Source organism: Desulfuromonas carbonis, assembly GCF_054658035.1.
Window position 1 is genome coordinate 736,753 of record NZ_BAAHXR010000003.1, and the last position, 19,182, is coordinate 755,934.

At 62.7% G+C, this 19,182-nt stretch carries 13 protein-coding genes and 1 pseudogene; 12 read left to right on the plus strand and 2 right to left on the minus strand.

Going from position 1 to position 19,182, the window contains the following annotated elements; genetic code table 11:
- The first annotated feature begins 13 nt into the window (after positions 1-13).
- From ACYQ8E_RS10345 to ACYQ8E_RS10355, 3 genes are all read left to right on the plus strand, one after another.
- The gene (locus tag ACYQ8E_RS10345; protein ID WP_066728916.1) at positions 14-874 is read left to right on the plus strand and encodes a transglutaminase family protein; all 861 of its coding nucleotides are present in this window, start codon (positions 14-16) and stop codon (positions 872-874) included.
- 212 nt (positions 875-1,086) lie between these two features.
- Positions 1,087-2,490, plus strand: a complete 1,404-nt coding sequence (gene sthA / locus ACYQ8E_RS10350; RefSeq protein ID WP_066728919.1) for a Si-specific NAD(P)(+) transhydrogenase — start codon at positions 1,087-1,089, stop codon at positions 2,488-2,490.
- Between the two features lie 49 nt (positions 2,491-2,539).
- On the plus strand, positions 2,540-3,394 hold the full coding sequence (locus tag ACYQ8E_RS10355; protein ID WP_066728921.1) for an NAD(P)-dependent oxidoreductase: 855 nt from the start codon (positions 2,540-2,542) through the stop codon (positions 3,392-3,394).
- Positions 3,395-3,495: 101 nt separating this feature from the next.
- On the opposite strand, the gene ACYQ8E_RS10360 is transcribed toward ACYQ8E_RS10355, so the two are convergent.
- Positions 3,496-4,788 carry an NAD-dependent malic enzyme gene (locus ACYQ8E_RS10360; RefSeq protein WP_442856868.1) on the minus strand — a complete coding sequence of 431 codons (1,293 nt, stop codon included), beginning with the start codon at positions 4,786-4,788 and terminating at the stop codon, positions 3,496-3,498.
- Positions 4,789-5,195: 407 nt separating this feature from the next.
- Here ACYQ8E_RS10360 and ACYQ8E_RS10365 point away from each other — a divergent pair, with 407 nt between their 5' ends.
- From ACYQ8E_RS10365 to ACYQ8E_RS10400, 8 genes are all read left to right on the plus strand, one after another.
- Positions 5,196-7,121: an aldolase/citrate lyase/malate synthase family protein gene (locus ACYQ8E_RS10365; RefSeq protein WP_066728925.1), complete on the plus strand. Its 1,926-nt coding sequence runs from the start codon at positions 5,196-5,198 to the stop codon at positions 7,119-7,121.
- 15 nt (positions 7,122-7,136) lie between these two features.
- A complete protein-coding gene (gene aceA, locus ACYQ8E_RS10370; protein ID WP_066728928.1) occupies positions 7,137-9,395 on the plus strand; it encodes an isocitrate lyase ICL2 in 2,259 nt (752 codons plus the stop codon).
- Positions 9,396-9,492: 97 nt separating this feature from the next.
- Positions 9,493-12,033, plus strand: a complete 2,541-nt coding sequence (locus ACYQ8E_RS10375) for a PAS domain S-box protein (RefSeq protein ID WP_066728931.1) — start codon at positions 9,493-9,495, stop codon at positions 12,031-12,033.
- 47 nt (positions 12,034-12,080) lie between these two features.
- Positions 12,081-13,226, plus strand: a complete 1,146-nt coding sequence (locus ACYQ8E_RS10380) for a metallophosphoesterase (RefSeq protein ID WP_066728932.1) — start codon at positions 12,081-12,083, stop codon at positions 13,224-13,226.
- 93 nt (positions 13,227-13,319) lie between these two features.
- Positions 13,320-13,901: a lipid-binding SYLF domain-containing protein gene (locus ACYQ8E_RS10385; RefSeq protein WP_066728936.1), complete on the plus strand. Its 582-nt coding sequence runs from the start codon at positions 13,320-13,322 to the stop codon at positions 13,899-13,901.
- 9 nt (positions 13,902-13,910) lie between these two features.
- The gene (locus tag ACYQ8E_RS10390; protein ID WP_066728937.1) at positions 13,911-14,150 is read left to right on the plus strand and encodes a DUF2461 family protein; all 240 of its coding nucleotides are present in this window, start codon (positions 13,911-13,913) and stop codon (positions 14,148-14,150) included.
- 157 nt (positions 14,151-14,307) lie between these two features.
- A complete protein-coding gene (locus ACYQ8E_RS10395; RefSeq protein WP_066728939.1) occupies positions 14,308-15,867 on the plus strand; it encodes a type I restriction-modification system subunit M in 1,560 nt (519 codons plus the stop codon).
- A 153-nt stretch (positions 15,868-16,020) separates the two neighbouring features.
- Positions 16,021-17,127: a restriction endonuclease subunit S gene (locus ACYQ8E_RS10400; RefSeq protein WP_459860920.1), complete on the plus strand. Its 1,107-nt coding sequence runs from the start codon at positions 16,021-16,023 to the stop codon at positions 17,125-17,127.
- A 62-nt stretch (positions 17,128-17,189) separates the two neighbouring features.
- Here ACYQ8E_RS10400 and ACYQ8E_RS10405 read toward each other — a convergent pair.
- Positions 17,190-18,290 (minus strand): annotated as a pseudogene (locus tag ACYQ8E_RS10405) (IS4 family transposase); the annotation flags it as partial.
- 406 nt (positions 18,291-18,696) lie between these two features.
- On the opposite strand from ACYQ8E_RS10405, the gene ACYQ8E_RS10410 reads away from it, so the two are divergent.
- Complete coding sequence (locus ACYQ8E_RS10410) at positions 18,697-19,080, plus strand: endonuclease domain-containing protein (RefSeq protein WP_157471925.1); 384 nt, start codon at positions 18,697-18,699, stop codon at positions 19,078-19,080.
- Positions 19,081-19,182 lie beyond the last annotated feature (102 nt).

Sequence of the window (19,182 nt, forward strand, 5' to 3'; positions counted from 1 at the left end):
GGCAGGAGCTCCCATGCATCGCCTTAAAATTACCCACCTTACCGAATACCGCTACGCCAGCCCGGCCACCCTGCAGCCCCACACCCTGCTGCTGCGGCCACGCGAGGGCCCGGAAGTCCACATCGAAACCTCCCTGCTCACCATTGCTCCCGCTCACACCGTCAAGTGGCACCGGGATGCGCTCGACAATGCGGCGGCGGTCGTCCGGTTTCTCGAGCCGGCGCAAGCGCTGACCATCACCAGCGAGGTGATCATCCAGCATTACGGCGAAACCCCCCTCGATTTCCTGGTCGCTGACTACGCCGTCAACTACCCCTTCCATTACGTCCCCCAGGACCGCGCCGACCTTCTGCCCTTCCTGCAACCGGCCTATCCAGGGGACGAGCAGGCCTTGCGCAACTGGGTCATGCAGCTCGACTTCGCGCCAGCCATGGAGAGCTACGCCCTCCTTGACCGCCTCAACCGGAGCATCGCCGGCCGCTTCAGCTACACGGTCCGCAACGAGCCCGGCGTCCAGTCGCCGGCGCAAACCCTCGCCCTCGGCCGGGGCTCCTGCCGGGATTTTGCCGCGCTTTTCGTCGAGACCTGTCGTTCTCTGGGACTGGCCAGTCGTTTTGTCAGCGGCTATGCCCACCTCCCCGCCAGCGAGCAGTGGTCCACCACCACCCACGCCTGGGCCGAGGTCTACCTCCCCGGCCCGGGCTGGAAGGGGTTCGACCCGACCAGCGGCGAGGTGACAGGGCGCCGCCATATCCCGGTCGCAGTGGCGCGGCACCCGGAAAGCGTTCCTCCGGTCTCCGGGAGCTTCATCGGTCCGAACGGTCCGCCGCCAACCCTGGTGGTCGATGTCCGCGTCGTGGCGCTGCCGGCCTGAAGCGGTCCGGACCCGGCGACCAACCCGGATTTTTCAATTTCCGGCTCCGGAAACGCTGCTCCGTCCCCAGATCACCGAATTCTTTGGTACGCTTTCCCTGGCGCCGCCCGTTCCGGAAGCGCCGGTTCGGATGCGGGCGCGACGCCAGGCGGTCTGAACCGGCACCGGAGTTCACCCACGCAACGTTTCAGAACAGAACAAAGGTGTTTTACATGGACGGACTGAAAAACCATTTTGAAGCTATCGTCATCGGCAGCGGCCCCGGCGGCGAGGGGGCCTCGATTGCCCTGGCCAAGGCTGGCAAGTCGGTGGCCGTGGTCGAGAAGTACCCCCTGGTCGGCGGCGGCTGTACCCACTGGGGGACGATCCCGAGTAAAACGCTCATCCATGTGATCCGCAAGTATGCCGAGGAGAAGAACAGTCCCTTTTTTGACCGCGCCCATCACCCGGCCCGGGTCTCCGCCGGCGATCTCCTCGCCGCGGTGCAGCGCGTCGTCGATCAGCAGGTCCGGGACCGCGAGGGATTCTACGAGCGCAATGCCGTCGAGGTGATCGAAGGGGAGGCCCGCTTCGTCGACCCTCATACCGTTCTGGTCCTGGATGAGGCCGGCAACGCCCGTCAGCTCAGCGCGGACCATTTCGTCATCGCTACCGGCTCCCACCCCTACCGGCCGGACGATGTCGACTTTTCCACCCCGCGCCTGGTCGACAGCGACACGATCCTGCAATTGCGCGAGCTGCCAGCCACCCTGACCGTCTACGGCGCCGGAGTGATCGGCTGCGAGTACGCCTCGGCCTTTCGCGACCTCGGCGTCAAGGTCAACCTGGTCAACACCCGGCAGCGCCTGCTCGAATTCCTCGACGAAGAGATCAGCAATGCCCTCAGCTATCACATGCGCGACGAGCAGGGGATCCTGATCCGGCAGAGCGAGGAATATGAACGGGTCGAGGTGACCGCAAGCGGCGTGGTGCTGCACCTGAAGACCGGCAAGGTCATCAAGTCGGACATGCTCCTCTGGGCCAACGGCCGCACCGGCAACTCCTCCGGCCTCGGCCTTGCGGCGATCGGCCTGCGCGCCGACCACCGCGGCCACCTCGCCGTCAACGAGGTCTACCAGACCAGCCACCCCCATATCTACGCGGTCGGCGACATCGTCGGCTTTCCCAACCTGGCGAGCGCCGCCTACGACCAGGGGCGCTTCGCCGGCACCCATATCGCCACCGGTCACTGCGACGCCCGCCTGGTCCGGGATATCCCGACCGGCATCTATTCCACCCCGGAGATCAGTTCCCTCGGCCGCACCGAGCAGGATCTGACGGCGGAGAAGATCCCCTACGAGGTGGGTCACTCCTTCTTCAAGCACCTCGCCCGCGGCCAGATCACCTCGCACAAGGCCGGCATGCTCAAGCTCCTCTTCCATCGCGAGACCCTGGAGATCCTCGGTATCCACTGTTTTGGCCACAATGCCGCCGAAATCCTCCATATCGGCCAGGCGATCATGGCCCAGCCGGCCCCCTACAACTCGGTCAAGTACTTCATCAACACTACCTTCAACTACCCGACCATGGCCGAGGCCTACCGGGTCGCAGCGCTGAATGGCTGCAACCGCCTCTAACCGGAGGCCGTCGCCAGCCCCCCCCAAACCTGCAGACAAGGAGAACACCATGCATCTCGGCTTCATTGGACTAGGCCACCTCGGCAAAGCGATCGCCGGCCGCCTCCTCGATTGCGGCCATTCCCTGACCGTCTGGAACCGCACCCCGGGCAAGGAGGCCGGCCTCTCCGTCGAGGTGGCGTCTTCACCGGCGGCCGTCGCCGCCAACGCCGACGTCATCCTCCTCTGCATGTTCGACAGCGCGGCGGTCAACGCCGTCCTCCGCCAGGAACAGGGGCTCCTCGCGGCCAAACTCGCCGGGAAGATCGTTGTCGACCTCTCCACCAACCATTTTCGCGAGGTGCTCCCTTTTTACGCCGCCTGTGACGAGGCGGGGGCCAGCTACCTCGAGTCACCGGTCCTCGGCAGTGTCGTTCCCGCCGCCCAGGGGGCGCTGACGGTGGTGACCAGCGGCGACCAAGGCGCCTACGAAAAGGTGCGGCCGCTGCTGGAGAATATCGGCAAGCACCTCTTCCACTTCGCGGAGCCGGCCCTGGCGACCAAGATGAAACTGATCAACAACCTGACCCTCGGTTCCTTCATGGCGACGATTGCCGAAGCCCTCGCCCTCGGTGAGGATATCGGCATCGCCCGGGAAGAGATCCTGGAGATTCTCGCCGTCGGCGGCGGCAATTCGCTGGTCCTCAATGCCAAGCGCGCCAAGCTGCTGGCGCAGGACTTTTCGACCCACTTCTCCAATGCCCTGATCTACAAGGACCTCCATTGCCTGCAGGACCTCGCCTACGCGCAGAAGAAGACCCTCTTTACCGGGGCGGTGGTCAAGGAGCTCTATGCCCGCACCTTCGAAGCAGGGATCGACCAGGAGGATTTTTCGGCGATTTACAAACTGTTCCGGAAGGGGTGAGTCGGGGTGGCAGCCAGTGCCGGAAAACGGATGGGTGAACCTGATTATTTTGCCGGGCCGATCTCTATCGATCGGCCCGGCGTTTTGCTGCCGTGCCGCCTTTAGTCCCAGTGCTTGATCGCGCCCGATTCGAGGGCGGCGCGTTCGACGGCGGCGGTGACCGCCTTGTGGACCTCGGGGTTGAGCAGGGAAGGAACGAGCTCGTTCTCCTCGGCATGCTTGGCGATGCTCTGGGCGGCGGCGATCTTCATCTTGTTGTTGATGCGGGTCGCGCGCACGTTGAGAGCGCCGCGGAAGAGGCCGGGAAAGGCGAGGGCGTTGTTGACGCTCTTGCCATCGGCGGCGAAGGAAGCCCCCGCCTGGAGGGCGAGATCGGGGGTAATCTCCGGATTCGGGTTGGAAAGGGCGAGGATCACCGACCCCGGGCGCACCATCTCCGGTTTGATCAGCCCCGGGCAGCCGGTGGTGGCGATAACGACGTGGGCCGTCTTCATCACGTCGTCGAGGCTGCCGGCCCGCCCCCCGGCGGCAGCAAGTCGGTCGCAGGCGGCCGCTTCCAGGTCGGTGCCGACCACCTCCTTGACGCCGTAGGCGAGGAGCAGCTTGCTGATCCCCATCCCCGCCGCCCCGAGGCCGATGATGCCGACCGTCGATTTTTTCAGCATCAGCCCGGAGAAGCGGGTGGCGTTGAAAAGGGCGGCGAGGACCACCACGGCTGTCCCGTGCTGGTCGTCGTGCATCACCGGGATGTCGAGCTCGGCGTCGAGGGTATCCTCGATCTCGAAACACTCCGGCGCCTTGATATCCTCGAGCTTGATGGCGCCGAAGGTCGGCGCGATGTTGCGCACCGTCTCGATGATCACCTTCGGATCGCGGTTCTGGATCAGGATCGGCACCCCGCTGACGCCGACCAGGTGATCGAAGAGGACCGCCTTCCCCTCCATCACCGGCATCCCGGCGACGGCCCCGATGTCGCCGAGGCCGAGGATCGCGGTGCCGTTGGTGACGATGGCGACCTGGTTCGGGATCGAGGTATAGCGGTAAGCGAGCTCCGGCGCGCGGAAGATATCCCTGCAGATGGCGGCCACCCCCGGCGTGTAGATCTGGCGGACATCGGTGATGGTCTCGATTCGCACCCGGCTTTTGGTAGCGATCTTGCCCCCTTCGTGGACCTGGTGGACGAGGTCGATCACATCCTCGACGATGATCCCCTGCAGATTGCCGATGGCGTCGACCACCTCTTCGAACTGCTGGTCGGAGTCGACATAGATGACGATCTCCCGCGTGTTGTGCGTGCGCCCGACCCGCACCAGGTGGATATCCCCGATACTGGCGTTGTGCCGGGCGATGGCAGCGGCGACGCTCGCCAGGTGCCCCGGCTTGTCGCAGAGCATCAGGCGCAGACACTTGGCAATCTTTCCCGCACCCCGTTCGATTTCCATAACCCTCCCAAAAACTCCCCGCCTGGCGGGAAAAAGTAAAAAGTTCTCACCATTATAGTGACTTACGCTCTGTGCGCAACGGCAAATAGCAGACAACCCACTATTTACCACTTATCTCCGGGATTTTTGGGCATCGCGACGGCGGGCGAGCGCTGACGGCATCGGAAAATGACCCCGTCGCCGAGCTTTTTGCACTCGATTCGCCGGAATCAGGTGCGGATCGCCGCAGAGCCGCTACAATTTCTGCCAGGCCCTTGACTCAACCGCCTTCCATGGTTCAATGGACAAAATTTGTCATCTTTTGCAAAGCATCGACGCACGCAGTGATTCATCATTCACACCGGGGAGGAAGAGCGATCATGAACGACCGTCCACAAAGCCCGCCTTCAGATCTGCCCGGCGGCCTGCAGATCCGGGACAATCTTGCCCAGCAGTACGCCGATATCTACACGCCCGAAGTCCTGGCCGCCCTCGCCTTCATGGCCCCCTTCAACGCCGAGCAGAAACGGCTGATGGCGGAACGGACCGCGCGCCGCAACGGCCGGATCCGCAACCGGCTGAAGATCGGCTTTCTCGACCCGGAAGGGGTGATCCCGGGAACTGGCATCGCTGTCCAGGACGCCCGCGACGGCAAGTTCGTCGGCGCGGTGATTCCCCATGACCTGCAGCGCCAGTGGCTGCAGGGGACCGGCCCGGCGGCCAAGCCCGGGGCATCGACCGCTTCGAGCCTGCGTAACGTCGCCTATGCGCTCCTCTCCGGGGCCGACGGCTGGATGTTCGACGGCGAAGACGCCCTCGGCCAGATCACCACCATGTCCCTCGACAACCAGCGCAGCCTCAAGCTCGCCATCGCCCGCGACCCCCTCTTTCTTGAGATCGCCGAACAGGTAGCGGTGGAGATGAACACCTGGGCGCGGGACTTTTTCGGCCACGATATCATCAGCGACTGGCGCCGCCAGCTCGATTTCACCACCAAGATCTTCCGCGCCCGCGGCCTCCACCTCGATGACCGCCACATTCGCCTCGCCGGGGCATCCTTCTCGGCCTCGATCACCGACATGACCCTCTACATCGTCAACAACTACCGGGCCCTGCTCGCCGACAATTCGAGCCTCGTCCTCTATCTCCCCAAAATCCAGACCGCCGAAGAGGCCGGCTTCTGGAACCGGCTGCTGACCAACCTGGAAGGACATCTCGGCCTCAGTGCCGGGACGATCAAGGTCTACGTCCTGGTCGAGCAGCTGGAGGCGACCTTCCAGCTGATGGAAATCCGCGCCGCCCTCGGCAAGCACTTCGTCGGCTTCAACACCGGCCGCTGGGATTACATCAACAGCGTCTCCGAGGCGAACTGCTGGGACCCGGAGTTCATCAACCCGAACATCGAGTCGATCGTCATGACCTACGGCTACATGCGCAACTACGAGGACCGGGTCCGGCGCGCCGTCAACACCCCCGACGCCAACGGCAACTTCGCCCTCTGGCAGGGGGGGATGGAGCCGAACATCCCGGTCGGCTCCAGCGCGGGGGTCGCGAGCAGCATGAAGAAGGCCAGGGCCGGCGCGGTGCGCGAGCAGCAGGAAGGAGCGAGCGGCAAGTGGATCGCCCACTGGAAGATGGCCCACATCATCCGCCCGGTCTGGGAGGAGGTCGGCGAAGCGAACCAGCTCGGCCGCAAGTTTCCGCCGCTGACCTACACCGCCGCAGATGCCGCCGGCCTGACCCTGCTCGAACCAGCGCCGCGCACCGTGCGTGGCGCGCGCAACCTGCTGAGCGTGGCATTGCAGTACGGCAACGCCTTCGGCCAGGGGATGCAGGCGGCGGCGCTGAAGCCGGCCGACTACTTCGGCAACGACGACATCCTCTACCTGATGGAGGACATGGCGACCGGGGAGATCCGGCTCAGCATCCTCTGGGAGTGGATCCACAAGGGGGCGGCGCTGACCGAGGACGACCCGGAGACCGGTCTGCAAGCGGGGGATGTATTCAGCGTGGCGATCTTCAACCGCCTCCTCGAAGAGGAATACGCCAAGCTGCTGGCGGCGAGCAACCGCGACGTCCACGACAACTCGAAGGGGACGACGCTCCCAATCGCCCGGGCGATTGTCGAGGCCTACGTGCTCGATCCGGTCAAGGTCCCCTGGTACATCGACCTGCTCAACCTCAACCTCAACAACCATGATCTGGCCATCGCCCGGGAGCGCATCGGCCAATACCTGGAGGCCTTCAAGCAGGACGGCCGGCGCATCACCGAAAACCTCGACTTTCAACCGGCCTGTGGCCGCTAGGGGGTGGAGACGACCATGAGCAGATTCCAGGAAGACCTGCAGGCGATGCAGGAGTGGTTCAGCCAGCCGCGTTTTGCCGACATCATCCGCCTCTACTCGCCGGCCCAGGTGGTCGAACAGCGCGGCACCATCCGCACCGAATACCCGATCGCCCGCGATGCCGCCGCCGCCTTTCATGCGCGCCTGCGCGAGCTCTTCGCCGCCGGACGCTCGATCACCACCTTCGGCCCCTACTCTCCCGGCCAGGCGGTCACCATCAAGCGGGTCGGCATCGAGGGGATCTATCTCGGCGGCTGGGCGACCTCGGCCAAGGGTTCGGCCAGTGAAGACCCCGGCCCCGATCTCGCCAGCTACCCCTTGAGCCAGGTCCCCGACGAGGCGGCGCCGCTGGTGCGGGCGCTTCTCGCCGCCGACCGCAACCAGTATTTCCTGCGCCTGCAGATGACCGAGGAGCAGCGGGCCGAAACCCCGGAGATCGACTACCGCCCCTTCATCATCGCCGATGCCGACACCGGCCACGGCGGCGACGCCCACGTGCGCAACCTGATCCGGCGCTTTGTCGAGGTCGGCGTTCCCGGCTATCACATCGAGGACCAGAAGCCGGGGGTGAAGAAGTGCGGCCACCAGGCCGGCAAGGTGCTGGTCCCGGTCGACGAGCAGATCAAGCGGCTCAACGCCGCCCGCCTGCAGCTCGACATCATGCAGGTGGCGGGGATCATCGTCGCGCGCACCGACGCCGAGGCGGCGACCTATCTCGACGGCCGCGGCGATGAGCGGGACCAGCGTTTCATCCTCGGCGCCACGGCGACCGGTATTCCCAACTACAAGACCGCCTTTCTGGCAATCATGCGCCGCTTCTTCAGCCAGGGGGTCACGGAGATCAACGGCCATTTGATGTATCGCATCTCCGAGCAGGCCTATGCCGAAGCCGAGGAGTGGCTTGAGCGGGTCGGCCTGGTCCGGGAGATCGCCGCGGCGATCAAGGAGCTGCCGGCCAAGCGCAGCACCGCTCAGGTCAACAAGGCGCTCGACCGGGCGGCGACCCGCCTGCTCGACCTCTGGCAGATGGAGGCGAGCCTGAAGACCTACGGTCAGGCCGTCGCCGATGTCATGACCTTCCACCTCGACGAGGGGGCCGAACTGCCGATGAGCGTCGAGCAGTGGCACGCCTTCGTCGAAACCGCTTCCTTCGTCGAGGCACGGGAAAAGGCCCGCGCCATGGGATTCAATATCGTCTGGAACTGCGACATCGCCCGCACCCCGGAAGGGTACTACCAGATCCAGGGGGGGATTGACTACGCCATCGCCAAGTCGCTGGCAGTGGCCCCCTTCGCCGATATCCTCTGGATGGAGACCAAGACCGCCGACCTCCACGACGCACGCATCTTCGCCGAAGCGATCCACGCCGTCTATCCCGACAAGATGCTCGCCTACAACCTCTCCCCCTCCTTTAACTGGGATACCACCGGCATGAGCGAGGAGGAGATGCGCCGGTTCCCCGAGGAACTCGGCAAGCTCGGCTTCGTCTTCAACTTCATCACCTACGGCGGCCACCAGGTCGACGGCCTGGCGGCGGAGGAGTTCGCCACCGCCCTCAAGGACGACGGCATGCTCGCCCTCGCCCGCCTGCAGCGTAAGCTGCGCCTCCTCGACTCCCCCTACCGAACCCCGCAGACCCACGTCGGCGGCCCCCGTTCCGATGCCGGCCTGCTCGCCGCCAGCGGCGGCACCGCCACCACCAAGGCGATGGGGAAGGGCTCGACCCAGTTCCAGCACCTGGTCGAGACCGAGGTGCCGCCGAAGCGGCTCGAGGACTGGCTCAAGCTCTGGGGCAAGCACTACCAGCTGACCGCGAAACTTCGCGTCACCCTGCGGCCGCACATCGCCGGCTCCGAACTGCTCGAACTGACGGTGGTCGACCGCCAGGAGACCAGGCTGGCCAATATCATCTTCGCGGTGCTGCAGGACCGGCGCGACCGCAACATGCTGTCGATCCGGGACCAGAACACCTTCAGCGAGGATTTCCGCCAGAAGCGCCTGATGACCCTGGTGACCCTCTTTCTGATCCACCGCTACAAGGCGGTCACCGTGCACTATGTCACGCCGACCGAGGACAATCTTCACCAGGCCGAAGGGATGCGCGATCTCGGCCTTTACAGCAGCATCCAGACCGAGATCGGGCAGATCATCGTCGCCCAGGTCGCTGCCGAAAAGGTGAAGGAGCTGGTCAAGCCGGAGAGCCCGGCCCTGCAGAAACTGATCACCAAGTCCTGATCCCGGCAGCGCCGCCGGGGGAGTGATCTATCGACCGACGCCAGCGCCGAGCCGGGCGGACGGTTTTGGCCGCCAACTTTTTTTGCGGGTCCTGCGAATGAACTCCGAACTCTTTTACAGCCTGACCTGCAATGCCGCGCTCCTCCTCTCCCTCGGCCTGATCTACGACCTGTTCCAGCAGGATCAGCGCCGTGCGGCGACCTCTTTCAAGCAGCTTGGCTTCGGAATTCTCATCGGACTGGTCGCCCTGGTCCTCATGGCGACGCCGGCCCGCTGGGTCGGCGACATCATCTTCGACACCCGCACCATCCTCCTCAGCCTGACCGGCCTCTTCTTCGGACCGCTGCCGACCCTCGCCGCCATGGCCATTGCCGCCGCCTACCGCATCAGTCTCGGCGGCAGCGGCATGCTCATGGGGGTTGCCACCATCCTGGTCGCCGGCGGACTCGGCCTCGCCTGGCGCCATTGGCGCTGGCGGCAGAAGCAGGAGCCCACGGTCGGGGACCTCTACCTGTTCGGCATGGTCGTCCACCTCGGCATGATCGCCTGCATGCCGCTGCTGCCGCCGAACCTGCGCGGAACGACCTTCCGCACCCTAACGCTCCCCATCCTTATCCTCTACCCGGTCGCCACCGCCCTGCTCGGCCACCTCCTCGCCAGCCGGCAGCGCCGCCAGCGCATCGAAGCCGAACTGCACCGGAGCGAGGGGCTGCATCGCTCCATCCTGCAGACCGCCATGGACGGGATCTGGCGGGTCGACCGCCAGGGGCGGCTGATCGAGGTCAATGACGCCTATTGCCGGATGAGCGGCTACCGCAAGGAGGAGTTGCTGACCCTGACGGTTCCCGACCTCGATGCGAACCAGAACGCCACCGAGGTCGCCGCCCATATCGATCAGGCGATGACGGAGGAGAAAATACGCTTCGAGTCCCGCCACCGCCGCAAGGACGGCACCCTCTTCGATGTCGAAGTCAGCGTCCAGTCCCTGGCCTTCGCCGGCGGCCAGTGCGTCGCCTTTCTCCGTGACATCACCGCGCGCAAGCAGGCGGAAGAGGAGCTCCGGCTGAGCCGGCAGCAGTATCGCGACCTGGTCGAAGGGACGCCCGATCTCATTACCCGGGTCGACACCGCGGGGCGCTTCATCTTCGTCAACCATGCCGCCGAAAGCATTTTCGGGCCCGCCCCGGCCGAGTGCCTCGGCCGGAGCTCCTTCGAATTCATTCATCCCGCCGACCGGGCGGCAACCGAAGCGGCCTTTGCGGCCTGGCTCGGCAGCGGCGAAGATCTCTTCATCTGTGAGAACCGGCAGGTCGGCCGGGACGGCCGCGAACACCACATGACCTGGTCTATCCGGGCCGAGCGCGGCCGGCGGGGGAAGATCACCGGGTTTGCCGGCACCGGCCGCGACATCACGGCGATGAAGCATGCCGAGACGGAGCGCAGCCGGCTCGAAAACCAGCTGCAGCAGGCGCAGCGCCGCGAGAGCCTCGGCGTCCTGGCCGGTGGGATCGCCCACGATTTCAACAACATCCTGATGGCCATTCTCGGCAATGCCGATCTCGCCCTGACGCGCCTCTCCCCCGAATCCCCAGCCCTCGACAACTTGCGACAGATCGAAACCGCCGCCCGCCGCGCCGCCGACCTCGCCGGGCAGATGCTCGCCTACTCGGGCCGGGGCCGGTTTGTCATCGAACCGATTGGCCTGAACCGGTTGATCGAAGAGATGACCCATATCCTCCGGGTCAGCATCTCCAAAAAGGCCGTCCTGCGCTTTGTCGGCAGCCCGGAGCTCCCCAGCGTCGAGGGGGACGCCACCCAGCTGCGCCAGATCGTCATGAACCTGGTGATCAACGCCTCGGAGGCGATCGGCGATCGCAGCGGGGTGATCTCCGTCTCCACCGGGCTGCAAACCTGCGACCACGCCTACCTGCGCGGTGCAACCCTGGGGGAGGAGCTCCCCGCGGGGGACTACGCCTGCATCGAGGTGGCCGACACCGGCTGCGGGATGGACGCCCATACCCTGGCGCACCTCTTCGAGCCCTTCTTCAGTACCAAGTTCACCGGGCGCGGCCTCGGCATGGCGGCGACCCTGGGGATCGTGCGCGGCCACAAGGGGGCGATCCAGGTTTACAGCGAGGTCGGCAAGGGGACGACCTTCAAGGTGCTGCTGCCGGCCACCTCCCGGGCGGCGGCGCCCGCAGCCAGCCCGGAAGACCAGGCGCCCTGGCACGGTGAAGGGACAATCCTGCTCGTCGATGACGAGGAGGTGATCCGGACCGTCGGCCGGGAGATGCTGGAAGAGCTCGGCTACCAGGTGCTGGTTGCCGAGGACGGCCGTGAAGCCCTGACCCTGTTCCGGGAACGGCAGAGGGAGATCCAATGCGTCCTGATGGATCTGACCATGCCCCACATGGACGGCGAACAGGCCTTTCGCGAGCTGCGCCAGATCGATCCCGGCGTGCGAGTCATCATCACCAGCGGCTACAGCGAACAGGAGGTCAGCCAGAAATTTCTCGGCAAGGGGCTGGCGGGCTTTCTGCAGAAACCGTTTCGGATTTCCACCCTGCGCGATACGCTGCGCAGGCTTGAAACGCCGGTCTCTCACGACCAGACTGCCGGCGCGGCGCGGGACGAGTAGCCCGCAGCTGATCGCCAACTCTTCCATGAACCTTCCCGGAGAGACCCATGCTCGGGTTCGTCCTGGTTTTTCTCACCATCTACACCGGCATGCACCTGCTCGTCTTCTGGGGGATCCACCCGCTGCTCGCCGGCCACCCGCTGCTGCCGACCCTCAACTGGATCTGGATGGGGCTGATGATCCTGGCGCCGCTGCTGGTGCGGCTCCTCGAACGGGGCGGGCAGGAGCTGGCGGCGCGGGGGCTGGCCTGGGTCGGCTACAGCTGGATGGGCTTTCTTTTCATTGCCTTCAGCCTCTGCGTACTGCTCGCCGGCTGGGAGCTCTTCTGCTGGCTGCTCGGCCGGGCCTGGCCGCTGGTGGCGCAACTCTCCCTCCACGGCGGCCTGAGTGCCGGGCTGATCGTCGCTACCACCCTGGCGGCCGGCCTCTATGGCCTCTACGAGGCGGCCCATCTGCGGGTCGAGCGGGTCACCCTGACCAGCGCCAAACTGCCGGCGGGAAGCCAAGGGATTCGCATCGTCCAGCTCTCGGATCTGCACCTCGGGCTGATTCACCGCGAAGAGACCCTGGCGCCGATCATCGCCCAATTACAGCAGCTGCGGCCCGATCTGCTGGTTGCCAGCGGCGATGTCGTCGACGCCCAGATCAATCACCTCGAGGAGTTGACTGCGCTCTGGCAGCAGGTGAATCCGCCGCTGGGGAAGTTCGCCGTCACCGGCAACCACGAGGTCTATGCCGGAATGGAACAGGCCCTCGAATTCCTCGCCGCCAGCGGCTTCCAGGTGTTGCGTAACACTACGGCAGCGGTGACCGAATACCTGACCTTGGTCGGAGTCGATGACCCGGCGGCCGGCCCGCCCGCGGCGGAAGCCTCCCTGCTGGCGCAGCTGCCGGGCACCCGCTTCATTATTCTGCTCAAGCACCGCCCCGCCCTCGACCCGGCGGCGCGGGGGCGCTTCGACCTGCAGCTCTCCGGCCACGCCCACCGCGGCCAGATCTTTCCCTTCAACTACCTCACCGGCCTCGAGTATCCGCTGCAGGACGGCCTCTATCCACTGGCGGAAGGCGGGCACCTCTACACCAGCCGCGGCACCGGCACCTGGGGGCCGCCGATGCGCATCCTCTCGCCTCCCGAGCTGACGGTTTTCGATATCGTACCGGAGCCAACCGGAACAACCGATCCGGCAAAGTGATAAACTGACAGCGGGAGATACATTACCCGACTCCCCACGTCCCGGATCCTTGGCCCACCGCCAGGGGATGGGACGAAACCCGAGGAGGACCCGATGAAAACCCGGACAACTTTTCTTATCGCCACGATCGTCTTTCTGTTTGCAACGCTTTCGACCGCCGCCGCCGACCCCGCCGATTATGCGAGCACCATCGCGCTCTTCAAGGAATCGCCCGTCGTCCAGCCCTTCTTCGAGAATAGTTACGGTTACGCCGTCTTCCCCATCGTCGGCAAGGGCGGCCTCGGCCTGGGTGGTTCCTTCGGCAAGGGGCAGGTCTACCGCCATGGCAAGCTCACCGGTAAGAGCAACATGGTGAAAGTGAGTATCGGCTGGCAGGCCGGCGGCCAGGCGCTGAGCGAAATCATCTTCTTCCAGGACAAGCGCGCCTACGACGAGTTCACCGGCGGCTCCTTCGAGTTCGACGCCACCGCCTCCGCCGTGGCGATCACCGCCGGCGCCCAGGCCAAGGCGGGGAGCAGCGGCTCCTCGGCCGGGGTCAGCGCCGGGCCGAACAGCGACCAGCAGCTTGGCGGCCGCTACGTCAAGGGGATGGCAGTCTTCACCCACACCCTCGGCGGCCTGATGTACGAAGCAAGCATCGGCGGCCAGGGCTTCTCCTTCGAGCCAGTCCATTAGACACCGGCGATGGGCAGCCACTTCCCGGGGTTCTCGCCCCGGGCCTTCGCCTACTTCGCCGATCTGGCGGCAAACAACAACAAGGCCTGGTTCGAGGCGCACCGCGCCGACTACCAGGCCCTCCTCCTGGAACCGCTCCAGGAGCTGGTCGCCGCTTTACCGGTTGTTGTGGGGAATGGGGTGAAAATCGACAGTCCAACCGACGTGCGGTTAAAAGGCGCGGAGGCTTTGACTTGTTTTCGAGCTTAGGCTAAATTGTCGAAACCTTTTATTGAATGTACTCCATTGAGAGGACCGGGCAACCGGATCGATTACTGCCTGCTTCAGTAAACTCGAAACCGTCATTGACCGACTGGGTCGGCTGGGCGGTTTAATGTTGTTTTGATAAAGAAAGCTCTGGGACCCCATGACCGACAGCCAAAAAAAACAACTCGAACAGCAACTCTGGAATGTCGCCAATCAACTGCGCGGCAAGATGCACGCCGACGAATTCCGCGACTACTGCCTGGGATTCATCTTCTTCAAGTACCTCTCCGAGCTGATGCACCACCACGCCAACCGGATTCTGCGCGAGGACGGCGTCGATTATCTGGAGATCGACGAGACTTCCGAGGCCGGCCGGGAAATGCTAGCTGCCGTCCAGGAAGATGCCGTCGAGGAGTTGGGGTACTTCATCAAACCGAGTCAGCTGTTCGAATCTCTCGCCAAGCGCGGGGAGGACCCCGACCAATTCATTCTGGACCATCTGACCAGCGTGCTACGCAGCATCGAACGCTCCACCATGGGTACGGAGAGCGAGGACGATTTCGAGCGCCTGTTCGAGGACCTCGACCTCACCTCCAGCAAGCTGGGGCGCACCGAAACCGCGAAAAACACCCTGATCGCCAAGGTCCTCACCCACCTGAACAAGATCGACTTCCACCTCGATGACGCCGACGGCGATGTCCTCGGCGACGCCTACGAATACCTGATCGGCCAGTTCGCCAGCGGTGCAGGGAAGAAGGCGGGCGAGTTCTACACTCCGGCCGCCGTCTCCTCCATCCTGGCCAAGATCGTCACCACTGGCAAGGACCGGCTCAAGTCGGTGTACGATCCGACCTGCGGCTCGGGCTCGCTGCTGTTGCGGGTGGCGCGGGAGGTGGAATCGGTCGGCGACTATTACGGGCAGGAGATGAACCGCACCACCTATAACCTGTGCCGCATGAACATGATCCTGCACGGTGTCCACTACCGCAATTTCGATATCAAACAGGAAGATACCCTGGAGCATCCCCAGCACCAGGATAGGCGCTTCGACGCCGTGGTTGCCAATCCTCCCTTCTCAGCAAAGTGGAGCGCCAATCCCCTGCACCTCAGCGACGACCGCTTCAGCCAGTACGGCCGCCTCGCCCCGGCCTCCAAGGCCGATTTCGCCTTCGTCCAGCACATGCTCTACCAGCTCGACGACGGCGGCACCATGGCGGTGATCCTCCCCCACGGCGTACTGTTCCGCGGCGCGGCAGAAGGACACATTCGCAAATACCTGATCAAGGAGCGCAACTGGCTCGACGCCGTCATCGGCCTGCCGGCCAACATCTTCTACGGCACCGGCATCCCGACCTGCATCCTGGTCTTCAAGAAGTGCCGGGAGCATCCCAAGGATATCCTCTTCGTCGACGCCAGCACCTGCTTCGAAAAGGGGAAGAACCAGAACGTTTTGCGACCGCAGGACATCGACAAAATCGTCTCCACCTGGCGCAACCGCCGGGTGGAAGAGAAGTTCAGCCACCGCGCCACCCTGGAGGAGATCGCCGAGAACGACTACAACCTCAACATCCCCCGCTACGTGGACACCTTCGAGGAGGAAGAGCCGGTCGATCTGGCGGCGGTGGCGGCGGAGCTGAAGAGCGTGGAAGCGCAGATGGGCGATCTGGACGAGGCGATTCGCGGCTTTTGCGCGGAGTTGGGGATCGAGGCGCCGGTGTGACTTTTCGCACCCCCCTTTGCGAAAGGGGGGCCGGGGGAAGGTTTTGCTCCCCCCTTTATGAAAGGGGGGCCGGGGGGGATTTCCTCTCAGCCGCTAAAGACAAATCCCCCTAAATCCCCCTTTCTCAAAGGGGGACTTGACTGTGGTGGTGAGATGGGTGTGGTGAAGACGAAAAATGTGCCGGTGTTGCGATTCTCGGAGTTCTCCGATCCGTGGATGATGGACAGGATTGACAATTTTGTGAAGCGGGTCAGTAACCCAGTTACCGTTGAACCGAACACCTTCTATCGGGAAATCGGCGTTCGCTCCCATGGTAAGGGAATTTTTCATAAGGAACCGGTCACCGGGAAAAGCCTGGGCAACAAGCGGGTTTTCTGGGTCCACCCCAAAGCGTTTGTCGTCAACATCGTGTTCGGTTGGGAACAGGCGGTTGCGCTGACCACTGCTACCGAAGAGGGGTTCATTGCTTCTCACCGCTTTCCGATGTTTGTTCCGATTGGAAAAAAATCCGACTTGGATTTTCTGTTGTTATTCTTCCTTCGAAAGCGAGGCAAGTATCTGCTTGAGTTGGCTTCACCTGGAGGAGCGGGACGCAATAAGACGCTAGGTCAGAGCGAATTCGCACAGCTTGAAGTGACGCTACCGGCACTGGCAGAGCAGAAGAAGATTGCCGCGTTTCTTGCCGTCGTGGAAAAGAAGCTTGATGCACTGCGCCGTCAGGGCGAGCAATTGCATGCCTACAAACGCGGTGTGATGCAGAAAATCTTCTCGCAGGAACTCCGATTTAATGCGGATGATGGGTCGGGGTTCCCGGATTGGGAGGAGCATGAGTTTGAGCAAATAGTATTTCGGGTGGCCGACAAAATTGACATAAACAAATCGGATGTTCTACTTCCGTGCATTGAGTTGGACAGCCTGGAGTCAGGGACTGGCAGGCTTTTGACATCCTATGATTGCTCTACCCAGGTGAGTATTAAAGGAAAATTCAAGGCTGGAGATGTCCTTTTTGGAAAGCTGAGACCATATTTGAGGAAATATCATCAACCCTCATTTCAAGGCGCTTGCTCTTCTGAAATATGGGTCTTGAGAGGAACCGGCATTACGCAAAAATTTCTTTATTACCTTGTTCAAACAAATCGATTTGATTGGGCCTGCAATAAATCTTCTGGCTCGAAGATGCCCCGCGCGGATTGGGATTTTATAGGAAGGACTCCGTTTGTCGTTCCGAAATCCGAGATCGAGCCAGTAGTGTCCGGTTAAGAAGTTGCATAGGCTCCGAAGTCCAAGTCAATGATATCGGGAGGCCCTAAGCCTGCGGCCGCATCCTCGGCGGCCTCGTTGCGAATATTGTTGCGAAGCTCACGCACCCTGTTGATGCTGACACGTTCGCCATGCTCTTCGTGGCAGTAGATGGCCAGCAGCAAATAAGTAATCAACCCTGCGAGGATCTGCACCAGCAGGCCGTAGGGACTGCGGGCAATCAGGTGATACACCTTGAGGTGGCGCTTCCACCAGGCGAAGAAGGACTCGATCGTCCAGCGTAGCTTGTAGATCAAGGCAATCTGCTCGGCGGTCAGATCGAAGCGGTCGGTGGCGACCCAATAGGATTTTTGGTCAACCTTGTAGCCGACCACACGCACTTCTCGTTCGGTCTGGTTGACATCTTTGGTGCCGAGCAACACCCTGGCGTCATAGAAAACATGACTGCCGGGGACAACAGGATTGGCGCTCAACTCCGTCTTACGAGAACTGGCTTTGATGCGGCAGACAAAGTGGCGCCCCTGATCCTGCCAGTCGTCAAAGTTTTTGTAACACTGGTAATAGCGGTCATAGACACCTGTCTGACCGGGAGCCACGAGCCGTTCCGCCTGAGGACGCTCGTCGCCCTTGCCGTCGGTTAATGTGACTTTCTGGGGGACACCACGACCGATATCGAACCCCAGGTGAACCTTGGCCTTTTTGGCTCCGTCTCGATAGTCCGCCCAGAGCATGGACAGCGTAGCGTCAATCAGCGAACCATCGACGGCGATCAGATCGCCGAGATCGGAGATGTCTTTGGCGACAGGAATCTTTTGTGAGACCTGTTTCTGCAGGTCTTCGTAAACATGAATCATCTGCTCCAGCCCTCGGGTATTGATCGCCTCAAAGAAGGCGCTTTTCCGGATACCGCCGGGCGGTGCAATATGAGTCGCGGCAAAATCTTCCTGCGTCAGAACCTGAAGCAGATGACGCCCCGAAGAATGCTCTTCGAGGTGATAGTAGGTCAGGATTTTCAACTGATCTTCAAACGTCATCTGCAGTGGCCTGTTGCCTCGGGCCTCAAGAACCGGGGCATGTTCGAGAGCGCCCTTGAACGGGGTAAAAAGTCGGACAATGGAGCGCCTGCTAAGCCGGGTACGGTGGCAGCGAACAAGTAATGACATTTTCGTAAATCCTCATATAAAATAGGTATTTACGAAAATCACCGCGCCGACTTCACGACGATTTGTCAAGCAAAAAATACGCTAACTTGTGAAAATATTTACAATTATCTGCAACTTTGGGTGAATGCAATTTGCTAACCGGACACTACTGAGATCGAGCAACAAAAAATCGCCTACTTCCTCTCCGCCATCGACGCCAAAATCGACGCCGTTTCCACGCAGATCGAAAAGATGGAAACCTTCAAAAAAGGCATCCTGCAACAGATGTTCGTATAGAGGTGAAGGCGGGAAGCAAATCCCCCCCCAGCCCCCCTTCCTTAAAGGGGGGAATTCAGGCCGGAGTGCCGAGACGGAGCATGGTTTAAAAGTCCCCCTTTATGAAAGGGGGATTTAGGGGGATTTGCCCTTGCGCAACTACAGCCGAAACCTGAAACCGCCGTCCCGCCAGTTGCGCAAAACCATGACCGACGCGGAACAGCTGCTCTGGTCCCATCTGCGCCGGAAGCAGTTGCACGGGGTCCAGTTCTATCGGCAGAAACCGCTCGGCCCGTACATTGTCGATTTTTTCGCCCCAGCCGCCGGGTTGGTCGTCGAGGTCGACGGCAGCCAGCACCTGGAACCCGGCCATCTCCAACGCGACCGGCAGCGCGATCGTTGCCTTGCTGAAGAGGGATTGCTGGTGCTGCGCTTCGACAACCGGGAAGTGCTGCTGGAAACCGATGCCGTCCTGGAGCGGATCGGCGAGGAGATCTTGCGCAAGAGGAAATCCCCCCCAGCCCCCCTTTCATAAAGGGGGGAGTAAAGGCGGCAATTTTCGAATGTGAGAGGTTCTCCAAGTCCCCCTTTAAGAAAGGGGGACTTAGGGGGATTTGATTCAGGAGATTTGCCTTTA

Coding starts and splice junctions, on each gene's coding strand:
- sthA (WP_066728919.1), top strand. CDS start 1,087: ATGGACGGACTGAAAAACCATTTTGAAGCTATCGTCATCGGCAGCGGC.
- ACYQ8E_RS10380 (WP_066728932.1), top strand. CDS start 12,081: ATGCTCGGGTTCGTCCTGGTTTTTCTCACCATCTACACCGGCATGCAC.
- ACYQ8E_RS10400 (WP_459860920.1), top strand. CDS start 16,021: ATGGGTGTGGTGAAGACGAAAAATGTGCCGGTGTTGCGATTCTCGGAG.
- ACYQ8E_RS10395 (WP_066728939.1), top strand. CDS start 14,308: ATGACCGACAGCCAAAAAAAACAACTCGAACAGCAACTCTGGAATGTC.
- ACYQ8E_RS10375 (WP_066728931.1), top strand. CDS start 9,493: ATGAACTCCGAACTCTTTTACAGCCTGACCTGCAATGCCGCGCTCCTC.
- ACYQ8E_RS10385 (WP_066728936.1), top strand. CDS start 13,320: ATGAAAACCCGGACAACTTTTCTTATCGCCACGATCGTCTTTCTGTTT.
- ACYQ8E_RS10355 (WP_066728921.1), top strand. CDS start 2,540: ATGCATCTCGGCTTCATTGGACTAGGCCACCTCGGCAAAGCGATCGCC.
- ACYQ8E_RS10365 (WP_066728925.1), top strand. CDS start 5,196: ATGAACGACCGTCCACAAAGCCCGCCTTCAGATCTGCCCGGCGGCCTG.
- ACYQ8E_RS10390 (WP_066728937.1), top strand. CDS start 13,911: ATGGGCAGCCACTTCCCGGGGTTCTCGCCCCGGGCCTTCGCCTACTTC.
- ACYQ8E_RS10345 (WP_066728916.1), top strand. CDS start 14: ATGCATCGCCTTAAAATTACCCACCTTACCGAATACCGCTACGCCAGC.
- ACYQ8E_RS10360 (WP_442856868.1), bottom strand. CDS start 4,788: ATGCTCTGCGACAAGCCGGGGCACCTGGCGAGCGTCGCCGCTGCCATC.
- aceA (WP_066728928.1), top strand. CDS start 7,137: ATGAGCAGATTCCAGGAAGACCTGCAGGCGATGCAGGAGTGGTTCAGC.